General features: G+C 41.2%; 15 protein-coding genes. 8 read left to right on the forward strand and 7 right to left on the reverse strand.

Annotation, left to right across the window (positions count from 1 at the left end; translation table 11 throughout):
- Together CAPGI0001_RS10420 and CAPGI0001_RS10425 are read left to right on the forward strand one after the other, a co-directional pair.
- The coding region (locus CAPGI0001_RS10420; RefSeq protein WP_002669720.1) for a DNA topoisomerase at positions 1-1,829 on the forward strand (1,829 nt) is incomplete at its 5' end.
- A 363-nt stretch (positions 1,830-2,192) separates the two neighbouring features.
- On the forward strand, positions 2,193-3,110 hold the full coding sequence (locus CAPGI0001_RS10425; RefSeq protein WP_002669721.1) for a leucine-rich repeat domain-containing protein: 918 nt from the start codon (positions 2,193-2,195) through the stop codon (positions 3,108-3,110).
- Positions 3,111-3,593: 483 nt separating this feature from the next.
- Here CAPGI0001_RS10425 and guaB read toward each other — a convergent pair whose 3' ends face one another.
- The 6 genes from guaB to thiL all read right to left on the reverse strand — a co-directional run bounded on the left by guaB (position 3,594) and on the right by thiL (position 10,820).
- On the reverse strand, positions 3,594-5,072 hold the full coding sequence (gene guaB / locus CAPGI0001_RS10430) for an IMP dehydrogenase (protein ID WP_002669737.1): 1,479 nt from the start codon (positions 5,070-5,072) through the stop codon (positions 3,594-3,596).
- Positions 5,073-5,227: 155 nt separating this feature from the next.
- Positions 5,228-6,532 carry a flexirubin biosynthesis putative acyl-CoA ligase FlxY gene (gene flxY, locus CAPGI0001_RS10435; protein WP_002669746.1) on the reverse strand — a complete coding sequence of 435 codons (1,305 nt, stop codon included), beginning with the start codon at positions 6,530-6,532 and terminating at the stop codon, positions 5,228-5,230.
- Positions 6,533-6,539: 7 nt separating this feature from the next.
- Positions 6,540-7,142 carry a ribosome biogenesis GTP-binding protein YihA/YsxC gene (gene yihA, locus CAPGI0001_RS10440; RefSeq protein ID WP_002669716.1) on the reverse strand — a complete coding sequence of 201 codons (603 nt, stop codon included), beginning with the start codon at positions 7,140-7,142 and terminating at the stop codon, positions 6,540-6,542.
- A gap of 1 nt (position 7,143) precedes the next feature.
- On the reverse strand, positions 7,144-7,908 hold the full coding sequence (locus tag CAPGI0001_RS10445; RefSeq protein WP_002669731.1) for an alpha/beta fold hydrolase: 765 nt from the start codon (positions 7,906-7,908) through the stop codon (positions 7,144-7,146).
- A 115-nt stretch (positions 7,909-8,023) separates the two neighbouring features.
- The gene (locus CAPGI0001_RS10450; RefSeq protein ID WP_002669738.1) at positions 8,024-9,700 is read right to left on the reverse strand and encodes an SPOR domain-containing protein; all 1,677 of its coding nucleotides are present in this window, start codon (positions 9,698-9,700) and stop codon (positions 8,024-8,026) included.
- Positions 9,701-9,779: 79 nt separating this feature from the next.
- Entirely contained in the window at positions 9,780-10,820 is a 1,041-nt protein-coding gene (thiL, locus tag CAPGI0001_RS10455) for a thiamine-phosphate kinase (RefSeq protein ID WP_002669740.1), read from the reverse strand.
- Between the two features lie 216 nt (positions 10,821-11,036).
- On the opposite strand from thiL, the gene CAPGI0001_RS10460 reads away from it, so the two are divergent.
- Both CAPGI0001_RS10460 and CAPGI0001_RS13105 read left to right on the forward strand, forming a co-directional pair.
- Positions 11,037-12,560, forward strand: a complete 1,524-nt coding sequence (locus CAPGI0001_RS10460; protein WP_002669742.1) for a helicase HerA-like domain-containing protein — start codon at positions 11,037-11,039, stop codon at positions 12,558-12,560.
- A 7-nt stretch (positions 12,561-12,567) separates the two neighbouring features.
- Positions 12,568-13,161: a hypothetical protein gene (locus tag CAPGI0001_RS13105; RefSeq protein ID WP_002669729.1), complete on the forward strand. Its 594-nt coding sequence runs from the start codon at positions 12,568-12,570 to the stop codon at positions 13,159-13,161.
- Here CAPGI0001_RS13105 and CAPGI0001_RS10470 read toward each other — a convergent pair.
- Positions 13,151-14,272, reverse strand: a complete 1,122-nt coding sequence (locus tag CAPGI0001_RS10470; protein ID WP_002669735.1) for an N-acetyltransferase — start codon at positions 14,270-14,272, stop codon at positions 13,151-13,153. The two genes, CAPGI0001_RS13105 and CAPGI0001_RS10470, sit on opposite strands and share 11 nt — an antisense overlap.
- 232 nt (positions 14,273-14,504) lie before the next feature.
- Here CAPGI0001_RS10470 and CAPGI0001_RS10475 point away from each other — a divergent pair, with 232 nt between their 5' ends.
- Genes CAPGI0001_RS10475 through dusB form a run of 4 tightly spaced genes read left to right on the forward strand, consistent with a single transcriptional unit; the run spans position 14,505 to position 19,256 of the window.
- On the forward strand, positions 14,505-15,974 hold the full coding sequence (locus tag CAPGI0001_RS10475; protein ID WP_040360265.1) for a sensor histidine kinase: 1,470 nt from the start codon (positions 14,505-14,507) through the stop codon (positions 15,972-15,974).
- A 41-nt stretch (positions 15,975-16,015) separates the two neighbouring features.
- Positions 16,016-17,425, forward strand: a complete 1,410-nt coding sequence (locus CAPGI0001_RS10480) for an alkaline phosphatase (protein WP_002669714.1) — start codon at positions 16,016-16,018, stop codon at positions 17,423-17,425.
- 22 nt (positions 17,426-17,447) lie between these two features.
- Entirely contained in the window at positions 17,448-18,275 is an 828-nt protein-coding gene (locus CAPGI0001_RS10485; RefSeq protein WP_002669715.1) for a Cof-type HAD-IIB family hydrolase, read from the forward strand.
- 6 nt (positions 18,276-18,281) lie between these two features.
- Complete coding sequence (dusB, locus tag CAPGI0001_RS10490; protein ID WP_002669722.1) at positions 18,282-19,256, forward strand: tRNA dihydrouridine synthase DusB; 975 nt, start codon at positions 18,282-18,284, stop codon at positions 19,254-19,256.
- The last annotated feature ends 80 nt before the right edge of the window (positions 19,257-19,336 follow it).

The raw sequence follows: 19,336 nt of genomic DNA on the forward strand, positions 1-19,336 counted from the left end.
CCAAGCCTGCTAAGAAATCTCCAGCCCCCCCCTTTACTACCTCTACCCTACAGCAGGAAGCCGCCCGCAAGCTCCACTTCTCTGTATCCAAAACCATGCAACTGGCACAACGCCTTTACGAATCAGGGCTTATCACCTATATGCGTACCGATAGTGTAAACCTATCTCCTGAGGCACTCTCTGCTGCCAAGCAGGAGATTGTCAAGTCTTATGGAGAGGCTTACAGTAAGACCCGCCAATATACCTCCCACTCCAAGGGGGCTCAGGAAGCCCATGAGGCTATCCGCCCTACCGATATGGCCGCTCATACCGTAAGAGCAGAAGCTGATCAAGTACGCCTATACGAACTAATATGGAAGCGTACCATTGCCTCCCAGATGAGTGATGCCTCTCTGGAACGTACTCAGGTGAAGGTCAATGCTTCTACCCACACAGAGCCTTTTATAGGTAGTGGCGAGGTGATCGTATTTGACGGATTCCTTAAGGTATATCTCGAGGGTAAGGACGACGAAGAAGAGGAAGACGAAGGCATGCTACCTGCTATGAAAGTAGGGGAGTCCCTCACGAGCAAACATATTACAGCTACCCAGCGCTTTACCCGTCCGCCCTTCCGCTATACAGAAGCCTCCTTGGTCAAGAAGTTGGAAGAGCTGGGTATTGGCCGTCCTTCTACCTATGCGGCTACCATCTCCACTATACAGAACCGAGGCTATGTAGAGCGTAGTAGCTTGGAGGGCGAAAGCCGTCCTTACTTACAGCTCTCCTTGATCAAAAATGAAATCAAGGAAAAGAAACTCACAGAGAATGTAGGTGCTGATAAGGGTAAACTCATTCCTACCGATATAGGTATGATCGTCAATGACTTTTTGATCACCCACTTTGCTACCATTGTGGATTATAATTTTACTGCTAAAGTCGAAGAAGAGTTCGATGATATCGCCTCAGGCAAAGAAGACTGGGCAAAAATGGTTGGCCGTTTTTACGATACTTTTCATCCTACGGTAGCCCATGTAGAGCAAAATGCAGTGCGCGAGACCGGAGAGCGTATCTTAGGTACCGATCCTGCCACTGGTAAGCCTGTGAGTGTACGCCTTGGTCGCTATGGTGCCATGGTGCAGATTGGTACTGTGGAGGATGAGGAAAAACCACGCTTTGCTAGCCTCTTGCCTCACCAGACCATTGATAGTATCACCTTCGAGGAAGCTATGAAGCTCTTCGAACTCCCCCGTAAGTTGGGCGTATATCAGGGTAAGGAAGTAGAATCCAACATAGGCCGCTTTGGCCCTTATATCCGCTTTGGTGATGTCTTTATTTCCTTGGATAAGTCCTTGGATGTCTTTTCCATAACCTTTGACGAGGCTAAGGAGGTTATCGACCAAAAACAGAAAGCTGATGCCCCCATCTCCGTATACGATGGTAAGGAAGTTACCAAGGGAACAGGTCGTTTTGGCCCTTTTATCAAGTGGAACAATATGTTCATTAGCGTAAGTAAGAAGTACGATTTTGAGCATCTCTCCCAGAGTGATATCATCTTTTTGATAGAAGAGAAACTCAAGAAAGAATCCGAGAAAGTAGTTAAGGAATGGCCAGAGGAAGGTATACATATAGAAAAAGCCCGCTGGGGGCGCTACCACCTCCTTAAAGGAAAGACCAAAGTAGAGCTCAGCAAGGATACGAATATAGAAGCCTTTACCTTAGCCGAAGCCCAAAGCCTCTTGGCCACTAAGGAAAAGCCTAAGAAGACCCCTGCTACTAAGAAGGCGCCCACTGCCAAGAAAGCGCCCGCCAAAGCCTCTAAGACTGTTGCAAAGAAAACAGTAAAAAAATAATTTAAAAATTTAACAAATAAAGTTGGTGTACTATCATAATTTTTGCTATCTTTGCCGTAGCAAATAAGATAATGAAATTATGAATATTTAAGAGTTAAACGCAATGCAAGCTCTTATTATGTCTTAGTTTAAGCAATTCGTATATAAAAATATTTGAGAAAAGCAAGCCTGCTTACAAAATTTTTTCATGAGTAGGTTTGCTTTTTTGTTATGTTAAAATAACAAGTCGGTCGTAGCTTGACTACCCAGCACTCTATCTTTGCACTCAGAAATAAAACAGCTGTCCAAAGGGCTGTGTTTATATAAGGCGAAAACCCGAAAAGCCTGTAATAGAGTAGGGAAGAAGATTAAAATTTTTATAAGATGAAAAAAATTGTAATAGCAATGGCTATAATAGGACTGCTCACTATTAGCAGTTGTGGAAAAGAAACCGAAAAAGTAATTGAACGTGTAGAAGTTCAAAAAGGTAGTCAAATTCTTTCAGGTGAAGGTGCTCCCAATACTTCTCTTGGAAGTATAGGAGATTATTATCTTGATAAAAATGCTATGAATTTGTATGGAGCAAAAACTATAGAAGGCTGGGGAAATCCTATATCCTTTAAAGGTACTCAAGGACAAGCTGGTAGTAAAATACTATCTGGAACTGTAGCTCCTACTACACAAGGAAATATAGGAGATTGGTATATTGATACGCAGAATAAGAATCTCTATGGACCTAAAACAGAGAATGGCTGGGGAAGTGGAATTTCTTTGATAGGAAGTAACAATATTGCTCAAAAAGTGGATTTTTTAATAAGTGATGATGCAACTACCTTACTAGAGTGGAGAAATAAAAATGTCACAACTATCGATATGACAAATATTCCAGAATTAGCTAATATTACCAAAATAGGAAATGAGGCATTTCGAGGATGTAGAGATTTAACTACTATTAAATTTACAGAAAAAATAACTACTATAGGTCATTCTGCATTTAGAAATTGTACAGTTTTAGAAGAAATTCATTTTACTAAAAATATTACTTCGATAGGATATCTCGTATTCCAGAATACAGATATTAAGAATGTTTACATAGAAGCTACTATTCCTCCTACTCTTCTTAGTTCAAGAAGAAATGATTCTTTTGGAAAAAGTGATATTCAAAATTTTTATGTTCCTGCAAGTGCTTTGAATGCTTATAAAGCTAATGCACAATGGAAAACTGCTACAGATATAAAGGAGTATGACCCTAACACTCATCAACTAGTAGTAACAGGAAGTAAATTAAAAGCAATGCCTTAATTTAATAGAACACTATAGAACAATGGAACGAATTGTGCTATATAGCACATACACATCTTTTTTATAAAAACAATTAGAGAAAATATAAGAAAGTAAAGTTATAAATGAAATTCAAGAGTATGTGGAAGAACAGCTTTCTCATTTGCAAGATAAACTATACAAAGAACTACAAGAAGAATATGATTCTAAACTTGTAAAAAAAAGTGTTTGAGCATTTGAATATTGCTATCTCACCCATTGCTGTTGAAGAAGTATCTCTAAACAACCTTGATACTACTTCTATTGAGAAACTGCCTATTGAGTTTGTTCCTAATGATTTAGAAGTCTTTAAAAAATTACTTTAAGAAAAAAAGAATCTATTAAAAATAGTTAGATTTCGGCAATAATATTTATTTATTGCCGAAATCTAAGTGGATTTTTAAGTAACAAAGAAAGCGAGATCATAAGAGAAATCTCGCTTTTTTTATCATTGCTCATTGCTCATTATCTTGAATAATTTGGAGCTTCTTTGGTGATAGTTACATTGTGTGGGTGGCTCTCTGCAATACCACTGGCGGTGATACGGACAAACTTACCCGTCTCCTTGAGCGTGGCGATGTCCTTAGCACCACAATAGCCCATACCAGCGCGTAAGCCTCCGATAAACTGGTGCATGCTTTCTTGTAGCTCTCCCTTATAGGGTACACGCCCTACGATGCCCTCTGGGACAAGCTTCTTGATATCGTCTTCTACATCTTGGAAATAACGATCCTTGCTACCATGCTGCATGGCTTCCACAGATCCCATACCACGGTAGGACTTGAATTTTCTTCCTTCGAAGATGATCGTTTCCCCTGGGGACTCCTTGATACCTGCCAGTAGGGAACCGAGCATAACGCAATCAGCTCCTGCCGCTATAGCTTTTACAATATCTCCTGTGTATCGGATACCTCCATCTGCAATCACTGGAATAGAAATATTTTGTTGCTTAAGTGCTGCTGCTACTTGCATCACGGCAGAAAGCTGAGGATAACCAACTCCCGCTACTACCCGTGTAGTACAGATAGAGCCAGGGCCTATACCTACTTTTACAGCATCAGCTCCTGCCTTAGCTAAATAAAGAGCCGCTTCTGCTGTGGCAATATTTCCTACTACCACATCCAGTTGAGGGAACTGTTCTTTAACTTTCTTAAGTACAGTAACTACACCACGAGTATGTCCATGTGCAGTATCTATCACTACAGCATCTACACCTGCATGTACAAGAGCTTCTGCACGCTCTACCGCATCGGCAGTTACTCCAAGGGCAGCAGCCACACGTAGGCGACCGATGTTGTCTTTGTTGGAAATGGATTTGCTTTGTAGGTTCGCTATATCGCGGAAGGTAATCAGTCCTACAAGTTTGTTATCTTTATTGACAACAGGAAGTTTTTCTATTTTATTGTTTTCTAGTATCTTCTCTGCATCCTTCATGGAAATTCCTTCAGGAGCTGTGATAAGGTTCTCATAGGTCATCACTTGAGTGATGGGGCGAGTATTATCACGTTCAAATCGTAAGTCACGATTGGTGACAATCCCTTTGAGAATTCCTTGTTCATCTACAATAGGAATCCCTCCTATACTGTGTTCTTTCATACAGTGCTTAGCATCACCTACTGTAGAGGAAAGAGAGAGGGTCACTGGATCTATGATCATACCACTTTCAGCGCGTTTTACCTTTCTTACTTGTAGCGCTTGTTCCTCTATAGTCATGTTCTTGTGTAACACACCTATGCCTCCTTCACGAGCAATAGCTATAGCCATTGCTGATTCTGTAACCGTATCCATTGCGGCAGAGACAATAGGTACATTCAGCGGAATATTTCTACTAAAAAAAGATTGAATAGAGACTTCGCGGGGAAGCACTTCTGAGTAGTGGGGAACGAGCAATACATCATCATAGGTAAGCCCTTCACTGATAATTTTTGGATTGTGGGAATTCATAAATGATACGTTTTGGAATAAGGACACAAAGTTACATTTTTAAAAATAAAATCTCTGATTTTTAACATTACTTTTTAATTAAATAACAGGGAAAAGAGAATAGTAGCCACGAGCTACAAGCTCACGCCAATGTAGGGTTCATTGCCCTCTGTTCACTATTCCCCTCTTCGGTCAATGAATTTTACGGGTTTACGACTGCCCTTGGGGTAGAGTTGTTGTTCTATAGTATCCACAGGGTAAAACTCTATCTTGGGGACTACTCGCATTTTAGCGCGAAAGTGATTGGCGATTTCTTCTTTTAGTGCTTCAGAGGGTTCACAAGTGCCTATCTTGATCAGAATCTCATCAGTAAGGATCTCATTGCTACTAATTTCTATAATATAGTTCTCTACCTGAGCAAATTCGGTAAGTAAGTCCATCAGTGCTGGTGGATATAGGGTAGTTCCTTTGTACTTGATCATCTGCTGTTTTCTCCCCACCACAGGGCTTACCCTGAGGGTATTTCTTCCACATGAACAAGGAGTATCATACAGGGTCACCATATCTCCAGTACGGAAACGCAACAGAGGCATTCCCTCTACTCCAAGGGTGGTAATGGTTAGCTCTCCCAATTGCCCATAGGGGAGGGGATTCCCCTCATCGTCCAATACCTCAGTAATGATCAACTCCGGATGATGATGCCCCCCCTGCTGAGCATCACACTCGGTAAAGGTGGTACTCATCTCAGTAGAGGCATAGGTGGAGTATAGCCTAAGTTCAGGCCATTTTTCCATAATCTTATCAGTCAGTAGGTTAGGTGAGAAATCCTGCTGACGAAGGGTCTCTCCTATACACACCACACCTTTCACTGATGAATGGCGGTAGTCTATGTCATTTTTCTCGGCATATTCTATGAGCTTGAGCAAGAAGGAAGGTACTGCAATGAGGTAGGTTGGGTGATAGGATAGGATAGAGTCCCATTGTAGTTCTGGGATACCTGCTCCTATACGTACAATACTTGCTCCTAAGTGGCGTATTCCTAAGAAATAAGCTAAGCCTGCCATAAAGCGACGATCTATAGTGGTCATCAGCTGTACTACATCGCCCTGAGAAATACCTGCACAGGAGAGGGAAATTGCTTCGTTATATGCCAAGCGTTCTAAGTCTCTATCAGTAAGCCCAAAGGTAACAGGCTTGCCCAAGGTACCTGAGGTAGAGGCATAGTCTACTATTGCTTCCTTAGGTACACAGAGAAAGTCATCATTATAGCGCTGAAGGTCATCCTTGGAGGTTGTAGGCAATCTCTGAAGGTCTTCCAGATGCTGTATTTGTGTGATATCTATGTTGTTTTCTCGAAATAGACGCTGGTAATAAGGGGATTTTTCTTTCAAATATTGCAAGAGTTCTCGAAGTTTTTCCTCTTGAAAAAGGCGAATAGCATCTTTACTTTGTGTTTCTATAATAGGAATAGGAAAGGACATAACAGAATTAGGCTTTCAGGGATTGGTTAATAGTTTCTATATAGGAGAGGAGGTCTTCCTTTCCCAGTCTATTTTCTGAAGAAGTGATAAAATAAGGGGGCATTTCCTCCCATTGCTGTAGGAGGATTTCACTATAAGAAGTTACATGCTCTTGAATTTGTTTTTCAGTAAGCTTATCGGCTTTGGTAAAGACAATGGCAAAGGGAATGGCATTCTCACCCAGCCACTGCATGAACTCTAAATCTATTTTCTGAGGCTCGTGACGTATATCCACCAAGACAAAGGCATTGACAAGCTCTCGACGCTTTTTGAAATAGTCGGTAATAAACTGTTGGAAGGTTTTTTTGGATTGCTTGGATACTTTCGCATAGCCATAGCCAGGTAGGTCTACCAAGTACCATTCTTTGTTGATAAGGAAATGGTTGATCAGCTGTGTTTTCCCTGGTTTTGAGGAGGTTTTGGCCAATCCTTTGTGATTGGTTAGCATATTGATTAAGGAAGATTTTCCTACATTGGAGCGACCAATAAAAGCGTATTCAGGTAGCTTGTGCGTGGGGCACTTAGCTACCTGAGTATTACTTACTACAAATGCGGCTTGTTTGATTTCCATGCTACAAGTCTTTGTCTGTGAGCCAGTTATTTAGTGTTTTGTTGAACTCTTCTGGATGTTCCATCATAGGGGCATGCCCACACTTATCTATCCAGTACAGAGTAGCATTAGGGAACAACTCATTGAATTCCTCAGCTACTCTCGGAGGAGTTACAGGGTCGTTCTTTCCCCAGATAAGACAAACTGGCAGGGTCATCTTAGGTAAGTCCTTGGCCATATTATGGCGGATAGCACTCTTGGCAATAGCAAGGGTCTTGATAACTTTAGTACGGTCATTGACTATTGCAAAGACTTCATCAACCAATTCCTTGGTTGCAGTCTTAGGGTCATAGAATACATCTTGACATTTCTTTTCGATGAACTCATAACTACCACGCTTGGGGTAGCTATCCCCCATAGCACTTTCGTACAACCCAGAACTTCCAGTAAGGATGAGTGCTTTCACCTTTTTCGGATGAAGCTTGGTATAGAGCAGACCTATGTGTCCTCCTAAGGAATTTCCCAAGAGAATTACTTGGTCAAATCCTTTGTAGGAGATAAAGCGCGCCAACCAATTGGTCAGACTCTTTACAGTACTGGAGAGCAAAGGAAGATCATAGATAGGCAACTCGGGAGCCACCACTTTGTATTTTTTTGAGAAAAAATCAATGGTACTCTCAAAGTTGCTCAATGCTCCCATTAGCCCATGTAAGAGGATGATAGGAGTGCCTTCGCCCTTTTCTATATAGGAAAATTTGTCTTCTTTTTTACGAAAAAGATTTATCATTTTATATCCAATTCTTGCGACTACAAAAATAATAAATATTTATCACATAGTAGTCATTATCACTAATTTTTTTTGCGAAAAATTATTTATTTGTAAGTAATTAAGTAACAGTACGTTATTCCACAATAAGAATCCACACGTCTTTCACCTTCTGCAATTCAGGGTTTTGGCTTTTCGCACTATTGATTTCACGCTGTTTCTTTAGTGCCGTTTCATAGTCTGTTACATAGGCCGCATAGGCATAGTGGAGGTTCTTAGCCGGATATAGGAAGGAGCCTTCTGCACGCATACCTTTCTGGCGTAATCCGAATATATACTTATCTGCATTTTGCTTGTTTGAGTATACTCCTAGAATTAGGTAGAATCCTTTTTTGACATTCTCTGCATTGATCTTACGCACATTGTCGGGTACTCCAGCAGTAGGTTGTGTAGCAGCCACTTGTCCTTGTGAAGTGGTCGTATTCTGCCCACCTTGAACAGGTGTAGTAGTTGTTTTTCCTTGGGTAGCAGCCACTTGCCCTTGAGGAGTGGTCACATTTTGTCCACTTTGAATAGGTGTAGTAGTTGTTTTTCCTTGGGTGGCAGCCACTTGTCCCTGAGGAGTGATTGTAGCTTGTCCTGTGACAGCTGTTTGTGGTTTTATTGCTGGTTTTTTTCCTAAAAGCTTATCTACTTCGGCATCGCGAAGGGTGGTATTTTCTTCGGTATTTATCGCCAATCCTAAAAGAAAAGCATAATAAGTATCTGTAGTAGAGGAGAAGTTAACCCTTAAGTACTCATTACCTACAGGAAAGACTTCAAAGTCATAGTTAGGTACCACAATAGAGAAGATGTCAAAGCCTAAGGTATTCTTACTATTAGGTTTTCTTTCCTTGACATAGTCTTCCAAATAAGTGATAGAGCTATTGAAGAAGTTCTTTACACTTCGGGTTTTGGTTTCTGCATAGAAGCCTACTTTTTCAGAGAAGATACCCAACTTGTTTTCTCCTTGATTGAAATCCGCATCGAGTACGCCACCTACTAAGCGAGGGAAGGCCTCTTTCACAGAAGGAATTTTATAGTTGGTAAAGCTAATATTTTTACTTCCTTTTACTGAGAGGAAACCATCTTTGATATCTATTTTTCGCAAGGGTTCCTGAGGGTTTTCATAAGCAATCACCAAAGTCCATCCTCCACAAGAACCTCCTTCTATAGCACCTCCAGCAGCTCTTACATTAGCTACAGTATATTCTCCATCTTTGCGCTTAGCATCTTGTAGGAGTTTGGTCACATCGGCAAACATTACATAGGGAGCATTCTTGCCCATATAGCGGGAATCAGTACTACCATCAAAGACAAATTCCCCTTTTATAGGAACATACTTTTCCTTAGGGAGCTTTAGAAGTACTTCGTCTACCGATTCACGTTTGTCATCCTTCACTACGATCTTGCCTCCACTGCTCTCTCCCAATTCAAAAGGATAGGTAGCTGCCCAGTAGAGCCCTGCAAAGAGGATTCTACTGTTCTTAGGTAGGGATACCTCTGCACTACTGGAGGAAAATGTTTTTTTATCTTTATCAATATCAATATATTGCATATTCTGGCTATCGTTGAGCTTGACACCTCCCACCAGATCGTTGAAGGGAGTATTAGGATTGTTTTTTCCTTCCTGACGGCTCAAAATATTGTTCCCCGTAATAAAGATATTTCCTTTGGAAAGTACCTTGTAACGGGTTGTTAGCGTATCACTATCTTGTGCCATAAGAGGGCTTACCAAGGTGAGTGAGAATAGTAGGCTACAAAGAATTCTCATAAGCTTAGTTTGATAAAAATTTCGGTGGCAAATGTACGGAAAAAAAATAAATTCTCCCAGAAATAGCAATATATTTTTGTTAAAAAGCATTCCAGCCACGTGCTTTTAGGGGGATCGCCTCATTGGCACGGGTGATGAGGTTGCACCCTAAACTCTCATCGGTGATATATCCAATGACTGTGAGGTTTGGATTTCCTTTAATCTTATCGTAATCAGCCGGAGCAATAGTCATCAATAGTTCATAGTCCTCACCTCCGCTGAGGGCTACCATGGTACTACTTAGGGCAAATTCCTCACATACATTGATTAGGGTAGGATCCAAGGGGATTTTGTCCTCCATTAGGCGACATCCTACATGGGATTGCTTACATATATGTAATAATTCAGAGGATAAGCCATCGCTGATATCCATCATGGAGGTAGGACGTACCTCTAAGGCTTCGAGTAAGGAGATAATATCCTTACGTGCTTCAGGCTTGAGCTGTCGCTCGATAAGGTATTGATAAGGCTCTAAGTCGGGTTGAAGGTTTGGGTTTACCTTGAAAACCTCATTTTCTCTTTCAAGTATCTGAAGCCCCATATAAGCTGCTCCTAAGTCGCCCGTAACGACAATAAGATCATTCTCTTTGGCGCCATTTCGGTAGACAATTTTCTCTAAGGGAGCCTTGCCTATAGCTGTAACCGAGAGGATAAGCCCACGAGTGGAAGAGGTTGTATCGCCCCCTACAAGGTCTACCTTATAGATATCACAGGCTAGGCGTATGCCTTCGTAGAGCTCCTCCAAGGCCTCTACCGGAAAACGGTTAGAAACAGCCAAGGAGACAGTCACCTGCGTAGGAAGGGCATTCATCGCACAGATGTCTGAGAGATTAACCATGATAGCCTTGTACCCCAAGTGCTTTAGAGGCATATAAGCTAAGTTGAAGTGTACGCCTTCGATAAGCAAATCGGTGGAAACAACTGCCTTTTCCTCCCCGAAGTCTATCACTGCTGCATCATCACCTATTCCCTTGAGCGAAGAGGGATTATGAAGCGGGAAATCACGAGTAAGTAGGTCTATCAAGCCAAACTCTCCTAGCTGAGAGAGGTCTGTTCTATGGGTGTTTTTATCTTCTAACATACTTTGTTGGGTATACTAATTCCGCGCAAAGATACGAATTTTTTATCTCAAAAAATCAAGATTGGCAAAGAGGATAATTCTTCTTTTTTCACTTTTCTTTGGAGAGGGCTTTTTCAGTTAATAAATTTTCGTTAATCCCCTGTTTTTTGCTTAAAAAGAAGTATATTTGCACCCAATAAATTTTTATAGTGTCTTTTAGAAGAAAAATAGAGAAATATGAGTATAGAGAAATTCAAAGAAGTGATAGAGGCGGGATATACCGTTTCTGGAAAATATATCACCTTGGGTGGTGCTATGTATGAAGGCAAGGCCATTGCTAATTTGTTTGTCAATATTCCCTTGAAAAATCTTAACCGTCATGGGCTTATTGCAGGAGCAACGGGAACAGGGAAAACCAAGACCTTACAAGCCCTCACCGAGAATCTCTCCAAAGAGGGAGTACCTACCCTTCTGATGGATCTCAAGGGTGACCTCAGTGGAATTGCAGCCATAGGAGAAGAAAAATCTTTTATCAAAGAGCGTCACGCTCAGATGAACCTACCTTATACACCAGAGGCATTCCCCGTGGAGCTTCTGACCATATCCAAACAAGATGGAGTGCGTATGCGTGCCACTGTCTCTGAGTTTGGATCCGTATTGCTCTCTCGTATCTTAGACCTATCCGATGTACAAGAAGGGGTACTGGCTGTAGTATTCAAGTATTGTGATGACCACCAATATCCTCTTTTAGACCTCAAAGACCTCAAGAAAGTACTACAATACGCTACCGAAGAGGGCAAAAGTGAGTTCGAATCAGAGTACGGACGTGTAGCCGCTTCTTCCACCAGTGCTATTTTGCGCAAGATTGTAGAGCTGGAGAACCAAGGAGCTGAACTCTTCTTTGGAGAAAGAAGTTTTGAAACCGAAGACCTCCTCCACACTGATGAAAAGGGTAGGGGAGTGGTCAATATCATCCGCCTTACCGACATACAGGATCGTCCTAAGATGTTCTCTACCTTCATGCTCTGTCTCTTGGCTGAGATATACAACACCTTTCCTGAGATAGGAGACCAGGAGAAACCTAAGTTGGTCATTTTCATAGATGAAGCCCACTTGATATTCAACCAAGCCTCCAAAGCCTTGCTCAACCAATTGGAGAATATTGTCAAGCTCATACGCTCCAAGGGAGTGGGACTGATCTTCTGTACTCAGACTCCTACCGATGTTCCTGATGCAGTACTCTCCCAGCTGGGACTCAAGATACAACATGCTTTGCGTGCCTTTACAGCCAAAGACCGTCAAGCCATCAAACTCACCGCACAGAACTACCCTGAGACCAGCTTTTACAATGTTCCAGAATACCTCACTTCCTTAGGTACAGGAGAGGCTTTTGTTACCGCTCTGGACAGTAAGGGACGCCCTACCCCTTTGGTAGCTACTATGATGCGTACCCCTATGAGCCGTATGGATATTCTTACAGATACCGAGATCAAAGCTCTTTTAGACAAATCCGCTCTCAAGACAAAATACAACGAAGTCATAGACCGAGAAAGTGCCTATGAGATACTCAATGCTAAGATTGCCAATGAAGCTCCTAAGGAAGAAGCACCTAAGAAAACTGAGACCAAAAGTACTGCTGCTCCCAAGACTTCTTCTGCTCCCAAAAAGAGTACCGCACAAAATCCTATTATAAAGATGCTCACCAGTGCAACCTTTGTACGTGGGGTATTTGGAGTTCTTAGCAAGCTAATGAAAAAATAGAAATGTAATGAAACTGAAAAAACATATATTCCCCCCTGCTTTTTTTTTGGCAGGTATAACTTCTTTATTGGTAGGATGCTCCCAAGTTGATAAAAAATTCCTTATCACGGATAGTAGTGTAGGGCTACTTACCCGCGGGACAAAAATAACCCAGTTGGATTCCCTCTATCAGAAGGATTCCTTGGTAAAAACCTCTTTGGAAGGAGAGTTTCGCTATATCAGTGAGGAGCGTTTCCTTATCTATGAGCGAGGTAAGGAGAAAAAGCAACTTTTGGAGCTAACACCCAATATTCCTTTGGATGGAAGCACTCAGTATATACAGGGAGTACAAGTCTTGGACGATCGCTATACTACTAAGGAGGGGATATCTCTCAATAGTACTTTTGGGGATATAAAGAAAGTGTACAAGGAATTTGATTTTGAGCAACTACTCTCCACAGTTATTGTTATGCCAAAGGGGAGCAATCTCTATTTTGCATTTGATCAAAAAGAACTCTTGCCCGCTCTGGACGACACCTATACTATAGAGAGTATTCCTGATACGGCCAAGGTAAAGCGTTTATTGCTCAATTGGGCTGAGGGGACACCTCCTACTCAATAGTTTTTTTGTAAGTAGCTCTACGGGAGAAAGTGGTTGGGTTGAAGTTTTTCCATAGCTTCTGTACTAGGATATTATCCTCCAACTCGGGAGTGATGATACACTGCTCAACTCCTTTCTCTTTGAAGAGCAGATAGCAATCCCTAAAGAGCATAGCAGGGATACCTTTGGACTGATATTCAGGACTGATCCCTATGAGGTAGAACTCCAATACTTTGGGGTTTCTTCGAGCTTTCCATAGGTGATAGAACCCAAAGGGGAATAGTTTTCCTTTGGCCTTCTGTAGCGCCTCTGAGAAAGATGGAATCATGATGGCAAAGCAAATAATCTTTCCCTCTTTGTCTAAAATGAATTTAATAAATTCAGGCAAGACAAAAGGGATATATTTTTTCTTAAAGTATTCCTTTTGCTTATCTGATACAGGGATAAAGGAGGAAAGATTTGCATAAGAAGTATTGAAAAGATTGAACATTTCATCTACATAAGGGAGAATGTCCTTATTGGTCTTGATAGGAGCATAGCTAAGGCCATAGCGGCGCTCTACTACATCACCTGCCTTTTTATAAGGTTCGAAATCAACATCTTTAAGGTAGAAAAAGGACTCTATATAACCTTTTTCCTTGACCCAACCAAGTTTTTCTAAATGTTGTGCATAGTAGGGATAGTTAGTCCAAGTAGCCATACCTCCGATATGTTCGAAACCAAAAGTTTGTATCCCTACCTTATCCATATTAGAAAAGCCCATAGGACCTTCTACATACAAAAGTCCCAGTTCGTGTGCTTTGTCCAAAGCTTTTTTTAGCAAGGCATCAGTAACCTTCAGATCATCAATCATGTCCAACCATCCAAAACGTACTTTGCGTACTCCTCGATTGATTTCATAATGATTAATAATGACAGCAATACGCCCTACTATAGTTCCTTTTTCGTTATAAGCCAAGAAAAAAGTGGCTTCACAATTCTCAAAAGCAGGATTTTTTTTAGGGTCAAAGGTAGCCAACTCCTCTGAAATCAAAGGAGGTACCCAAGTTTTACTATCTTTATATAAGAAAAAAGGGAACTTCACAAAGTCAAGCATTCCCTTGGTATTATCAACTCTTTTTACAGTAATCATTCGTGATGTGTTAATCGCTTGCAAAAATACAAAATAAAGACTAATGAAAGAATGATTAATAATTAATTAACATTTTAGAAAAGATTGGAATAAAATTGATTGATTATCACTATTTTTTTGTACATTTGCGCTTTATTTCAGTGAACAGTTGTCTGAGAATAGTAAGCGGTAAGCAGTTGCCAGTGAACAATGAGCAGTAGTTAGGATTTCTTATAATATTTAATCATTAAAATTGAGTGCTTTTCATTCCTTAAGATTTCGTATTTTTGTGAGCCTTATTGGTATTACAATACTATCCTTTATCACCATAGCGATAGTAACTATCTACCAATATCGCAATCAGTCGCGCATATATCACAATGAGCGCTTATTACGTAAGGAACAACAATTGGCTATGCAACTGCGATATGTATTTTCTCAGACTACTTTTCCCTTGGAAGATAAGTATATCCCAGTAATTTTCAGAGAAGAAATATATCGTATTGCCGATATAGAGAATATCAATTTCAATCTATATACCATCAATGGTACATTCCTGATCAGCTCTCAAGCAGGACTAAGAGAAAATAAGGAACTACATTGTATTCCTGATAGTATCCTCACTGCCTTATCCTCATCTGTGGATAAGCGCTTGGTCTTCCAAGCTCCAGAGGAGGGGGGAAGCTATCAATATTCTTATTCGTATGTCAATAATCTACAATATAAGCCTTTGCTTATTGTACATATTCCTCATTTTGAGAATGATACCTTTAACGAAGGGTTTCTTCAGGACTCATTGTATAACTTAGGAAGTGCCTATGGAGCCATATTATTACTCACAATAGTAGTTGCTTTGGTCATTTCTCGTTATATCACCCGCTCACTCAAGGAGATACAACATAGGCTAAGAACCACTCATTTCTTAGGGAAGAATGAAAAAATAAATGTGAAGAATACCACTACTGAGATAGGAGAATTGATCTTTTCCTATAATGAAATGGTGGATGAGATAGAGAAGAGTAAGAAAGCCTTGGCTAAGATAGAGCGCGAGAAGATGTGGAAGGACATGGCCAAACAAATCGCTCATGAAATAAAGAACCCACTTACCCCAATGCGACTGAGTGTGCAGAACTTTGAGCGCAGATTCACTCCTGAGGATCCTCAATGTAGGGAAAAAGTGGCCAATTTTACCCAGATGCTTCTACAGCACATTGATACTCTTTCGGATATATCTGATGCGTTTTCCTCTTTTGTATCTATGCCAGCTCAGAAGAAGGAGCTATCCGACATCAACGCAATTATTCGTCGTACTATAGCGGTCTTTGACCTACCTTATATCCAATTTGAGAGCTCGCAAGAGACTATTGAACTCTGTGTGGACAGGAACCAGATGAATCGCATGCTTACCAATTTACTCAAGAATGCACTTTATGCTACCGATAGCACTCCTACTCCTTTGATAGAAGTAACTTCCTTCACCGAAGGAAATTATGCCTATATTGTAGTCAAGGACAATGGTTCAGGGGTGCCTATAGAACTTCAGGAACGTATTTTCGAACCTAAGTTTACCACTAAGAATACAGCTGGCTCTGGGCTTGGTCTGGCCATGGTCAAGCATATTGTTAGTGCTCATGCTGGAGAGATAACTCTTAGCTCTGAAGTAGGAAAAGGAGCCTCTTTTACGATTAAGCTGTCTGGGGTTAGACAAAATACTAATCTCTAAAAACCGAAAACTTAACAAATTCAAAACTTAAAAATATTACAATGGAAAGAAGAAATTTTTTAAAGAACTCTCTTTTAGCAGGCTTAGGATCCCTATTGGTTCCTTCTGTGGCACAAGCTCAAGCTTCTGAGTCTTTTGGTCGTAAAAGAGCCAAAAACATCATTTACTTGGTTAGTGATGGAATGAGTATTGGTACCTTAGTAATGGCCGATCTATATTCTAAGCGTATTTTAGGGCGTAGTAGTGCTTGGTTTAGCCTTTATGAACAGAAATTGGCAGTGAAAGCCTCTATGGATATGCAGTCTGCCAGTTCTGTAGTTACGGACTCTTCAGCAGCCAGCTCCTCATGGGGATCTGGACACCGTATCATCAATGGAATGATTAATGTAGGGGTTAATGGAGAACAATATACTCCTATCTTACAAAAATTCAAAAAAGCAGGCAAGAAAGTAGGCTGTGTAACTACTGTACCTATCACCCATGCCACTCCCGCAGGCTTCTGTACCAATAGCAAAGAGCGAAAAGCACAGCCTAAAATAGCAGAAAATTACCTTGATCTTCGCTTTGATGTCATGATGGGAGGTGGAGATAACTATTTCAATGCAGAAAAGCGCAAGGACAAACAAGATATGTATGCCAAATATGTGGAAAAAGGCTTTACTGTAGTAAAAAATGTAAGCCAAATGAATGCCGCTCCTAAGAATGTTCCCCTACTTGGAGTGTTTGACAAAGACGCTTTGCCCTATACCCTTGATGAAAATAACACAACGAAGAATGCAACCATACCTACCTTAGCACAAATGACTCAAAAGGCCATTGATATGATGGCAGACCACAAACAAGGTTTTGTACTACAAGTAGAAGGCGGGAAGGTAGACTGGGCTGCTCATGGCAATGATATAGGTGCTTTGCTCTTTGACCAATTAGCTTTCGATGATGCCGTACGTGTAGCAATAGACTTTGCCAAAAAAGATGGCAACACTTTGGTTGTTATTACCTCCGATCATGGCAACGCTAATCCTGGGCTTATCTACGGAAAAGAATGTAATAAGAACTTTGACAATTTGGCTCATTTCCTCCATACCAATGACTTTACTCTGCAGAGTATCAACCTGACAGACTCAGTATCACAAGTGAGAGACTTGCTTACACATAATTTTGGAAATATTCCTTTTTCTCAGGAAGAAGCCAAGGAAATCCTCTCTTTCTATACCGAAGGTAAGCAAGAAGATGGACTCTACAACTACAAGAAACTCCCTTATCGTCTTTTAGCTGAGATACAGAAGAAACATACTTCAGTAGGCTGGATAAGTATGGATCACTCTTCTGATTATACAGAACTGGCTATGTATGGTCCTGGAAGCCAAAACCTGCCTCCTTTTATAGAAAACTATAAAATGCACAACTTCCTGCTCGAAGCTGCGGAGGTGGATATGTTGGAGAAATATTAATAGTATACAAATCAATCAGGTTATGGCTTATAAAATTCTCTTTTCGGATATAGATGGTACCCTGCTGGATGCTGAGCGGACTCTCTCGGAGAAAACCATTAAGGTACTCTCTCACCTGAAGTATCAGTTTCCTATAGTGCTGATATCCTCACGTATGCCTATACAGATGCATTATTTACAAGAGAAAGCAGGTATCTTGGGCATGCCCTTGATTGCCTACAATGGTGCCTTAGTTATAGATAAAGATAGGAAAGTACTTCGCTCTACAGAAATTCCTTTTTCTCTCTGTCAGCAGATTGTGGCGCTCAACCAGCAATATACAGGAGGGAATTTACATATCAGTTTCTATCATTTTAATGAGTGGTATGTTCCCAAAGCCGATCAGTGGGCACAGCGTGAAGAGCGCAATACCTGTACCACCCCTGTGGTGAAAACTAACCAAGAGGTACTTTCCTTATGGAGTTCCCAGAACAAAGGTGCTCACAAGCTTATGCTCATGGGAGAAGAGGAGTTGGTAGAGGCGATGTGGCAGGCACTGCAAAGGGAAATGACAGGACAACTCCAGCTCTATAGAGCAAAGAACACCTATATAGAAATCACTCTACAGGGTGTTTCCAAGCTCACAGGTATAGAGGCTTTCTTAGCTCACCAAAAGGGAATAACCCTAGGGGATGCTATTGCTTTTGGAGATAATTATAATGACCAAGAAATGCTTCAGTCCGTTGGTCTGGGGGTAGCTGTAGCCAATGCCCGTGACGAGGTAAAAGCTGTAGCCAATGATACTACCCATCACCACAAGGAAGACGGGGTAGCTCGCTACTTGGCTAAAATGTTCGATATAGAATTATAACGATATATGGTAAAGATAGGTAATGTTACCTTAGGGGAATTTCCCTTACTTTTGGCTCCTATGGAAGATGTAAGTGATCCTCCTTTTCGCCGATTGTGTAAAAAGTATGGGGCGGATATGCTTTATAGTGAGTTTATCTCTTCCGAGGGACTAATTCGCGATGCAATAAAAAGCCGCAAAAAACTCGATATCTTCGATGATGAGCGCCCAGTGGGTATACAAATATTTGGTGGTGATGAGGAAGCAATGGCACTTTCGGCTCGTATAGTGGAGACTGTTTCCCCTGATGTAGTGGATATTAATTTTGGCTGTCCAGTCAAGAAAGTAGTAGCCAAGGGTGCTGGAGCTGCAGTACTCAAGGACATAGACCTTATGGTTCGCCTTACGCAAGCGGTAGTGAAGAGCACTCACCTTCCTGTAACAGTCAAAACGCGATTGGGTTGGGATAGTGAGACAATTAACATAGAAGAGGTAGCCGAGCGCCTACAGGATGTGGGCATACAAGCTCTCTCCATTCATGCCCGTACCCGTGTACAGATGTACAAAGGTCATTCCGACTGGTCGTATATAGCCAAGGTGAAGAACAACCCTCGTATCCATATTCCTATTTTTGGTAATGGGGATATAGATTCTCCCGAGAAAGCCCTAGAGTACAAGGAACGATATGGAGTAGATGGCATCATGATAGGTCGTGCCGCTATAGGCTATCCTTGGATTTTCCAAGAGATCAAGCACTACATGGCTACAAGGGAGCTATTACCCCCTCCTACATTATCCGAAAGAGCTGAAGCAGCCCTACAGCACCTACTCTGGGCAGTAGAGTGGAAGGGAGAGCGCTTAGGTATCCTTGAGACACGCCGTCATTACAGCAACTACTTCAAGGGGATTCCTCACTTCAAGGAGTACAAACAACAATTAGTCACCCTCGACGATCTCAAAGCTCTCAAAGAACTCCTTATTAGAGTAAAAAATGAAGAGTAAGAGAGTTTAAAATAATGATCAATGATTAATAGATACTTTTGTTAGTATCGCCATTAATCATTGATCATTAATTTTTAATC

It is taken from the genome of Capnocytophaga gingivalis ATCC 33624, from assembly GCF_000174755.1.
In the GTDB taxonomy this organism is placed as follows: Bacteria; Bacteroidota; Bacteroidia; order Flavobacteriales; family Flavobacteriaceae; genus Capnocytophaga; species Capnocytophaga gingivalis.

What these genes read in the sequence shown, in the direction of transcription:
- dusB (WP_002669722.1), top strand. Translation starts at nt 18,282, where the DNA reads ATGGTAAAGATAGGTAATGTTACCTTAGGGGAATTTCCCTTACTTTTG.
- CAPGI0001_RS10425 (WP_002669721.1), top strand. Translation starts at nt 2,193, where the DNA reads ATGAAAAAAATTGTAATAGCAATGGCTATAATAGGACTGCTCACTATT.
- guaB (WP_002669737.1), bottom strand. Translation starts at nt 5,072, where the DNA reads ATGAATTCCCACAATCCAAAAATTATCAGTGAAGGGCTTACCTATGAT.
- flxY (WP_002669746.1), bottom strand. Translation starts at nt 6,532, where the DNA reads ATGTCCTTTCCTATTCCTATTATAGAAACACAAAGTAAAGATGCTATT.
- thiL (WP_002669740.1), bottom strand. Translation starts at nt 10,820, where the DNA reads ATGTTAGAAGATAAAAACACCCATAGAACAGACCTCTCTCAGCTAGGA.
- CAPGI0001_RS10480 (WP_002669714.1), top strand. Translation starts at nt 16,016, where the DNA reads ATGGAAAGAAGAAATTTTTTAAAGAACTCTCTTTTAGCAGGCTTAGGA.
- CAPGI0001_RS10445 (WP_002669731.1), bottom strand. Translation starts at nt 7,908, where the DNA reads ATGATAAATCTTTTTCGTAAAAAAGAAGACAAATTTTCCTATATAGAA.
- yihA (WP_002669716.1), bottom strand. Translation starts at nt 7,142, where the DNA reads ATGGAAATCAAACAAGCCGCATTTGTAGTAAGTAATACTCAGGTAGCT.
- CAPGI0001_RS10450 (WP_002669738.1), bottom strand. Translation starts at nt 9,700, where the DNA reads ATGAGAATTCTTTGTAGCCTACTATTCTCACTCACCTTGGTAAGCCCT.
- CAPGI0001_RS10460 (WP_002669742.1), top strand. Translation starts at nt 11,037, where the DNA reads ATGAGTATAGAGAAATTCAAAGAAGTGATAGAGGCGGGATATACCGTT.
- CAPGI0001_RS10470 (WP_002669735.1), bottom strand. Translation starts at nt 14,272, where the DNA reads ATGATTACTGTAAAAAGAGTTGATAATACCAAGGGAATGCTTGACTTT.
- CAPGI0001_RS10485 (WP_002669715.1), top strand. Translation starts at nt 17,448, where the DNA reads ATGGCTTATAAAATTCTCTTTTCGGATATAGATGGTACCCTGCTGGAT.
- CAPGI0001_RS13105 (WP_002669729.1), top strand. Translation starts at nt 12,568, where the DNA reads ATGAAACTGAAAAAACATATATTCCCCCCTGCTTTTTTTTTGGCAGGT.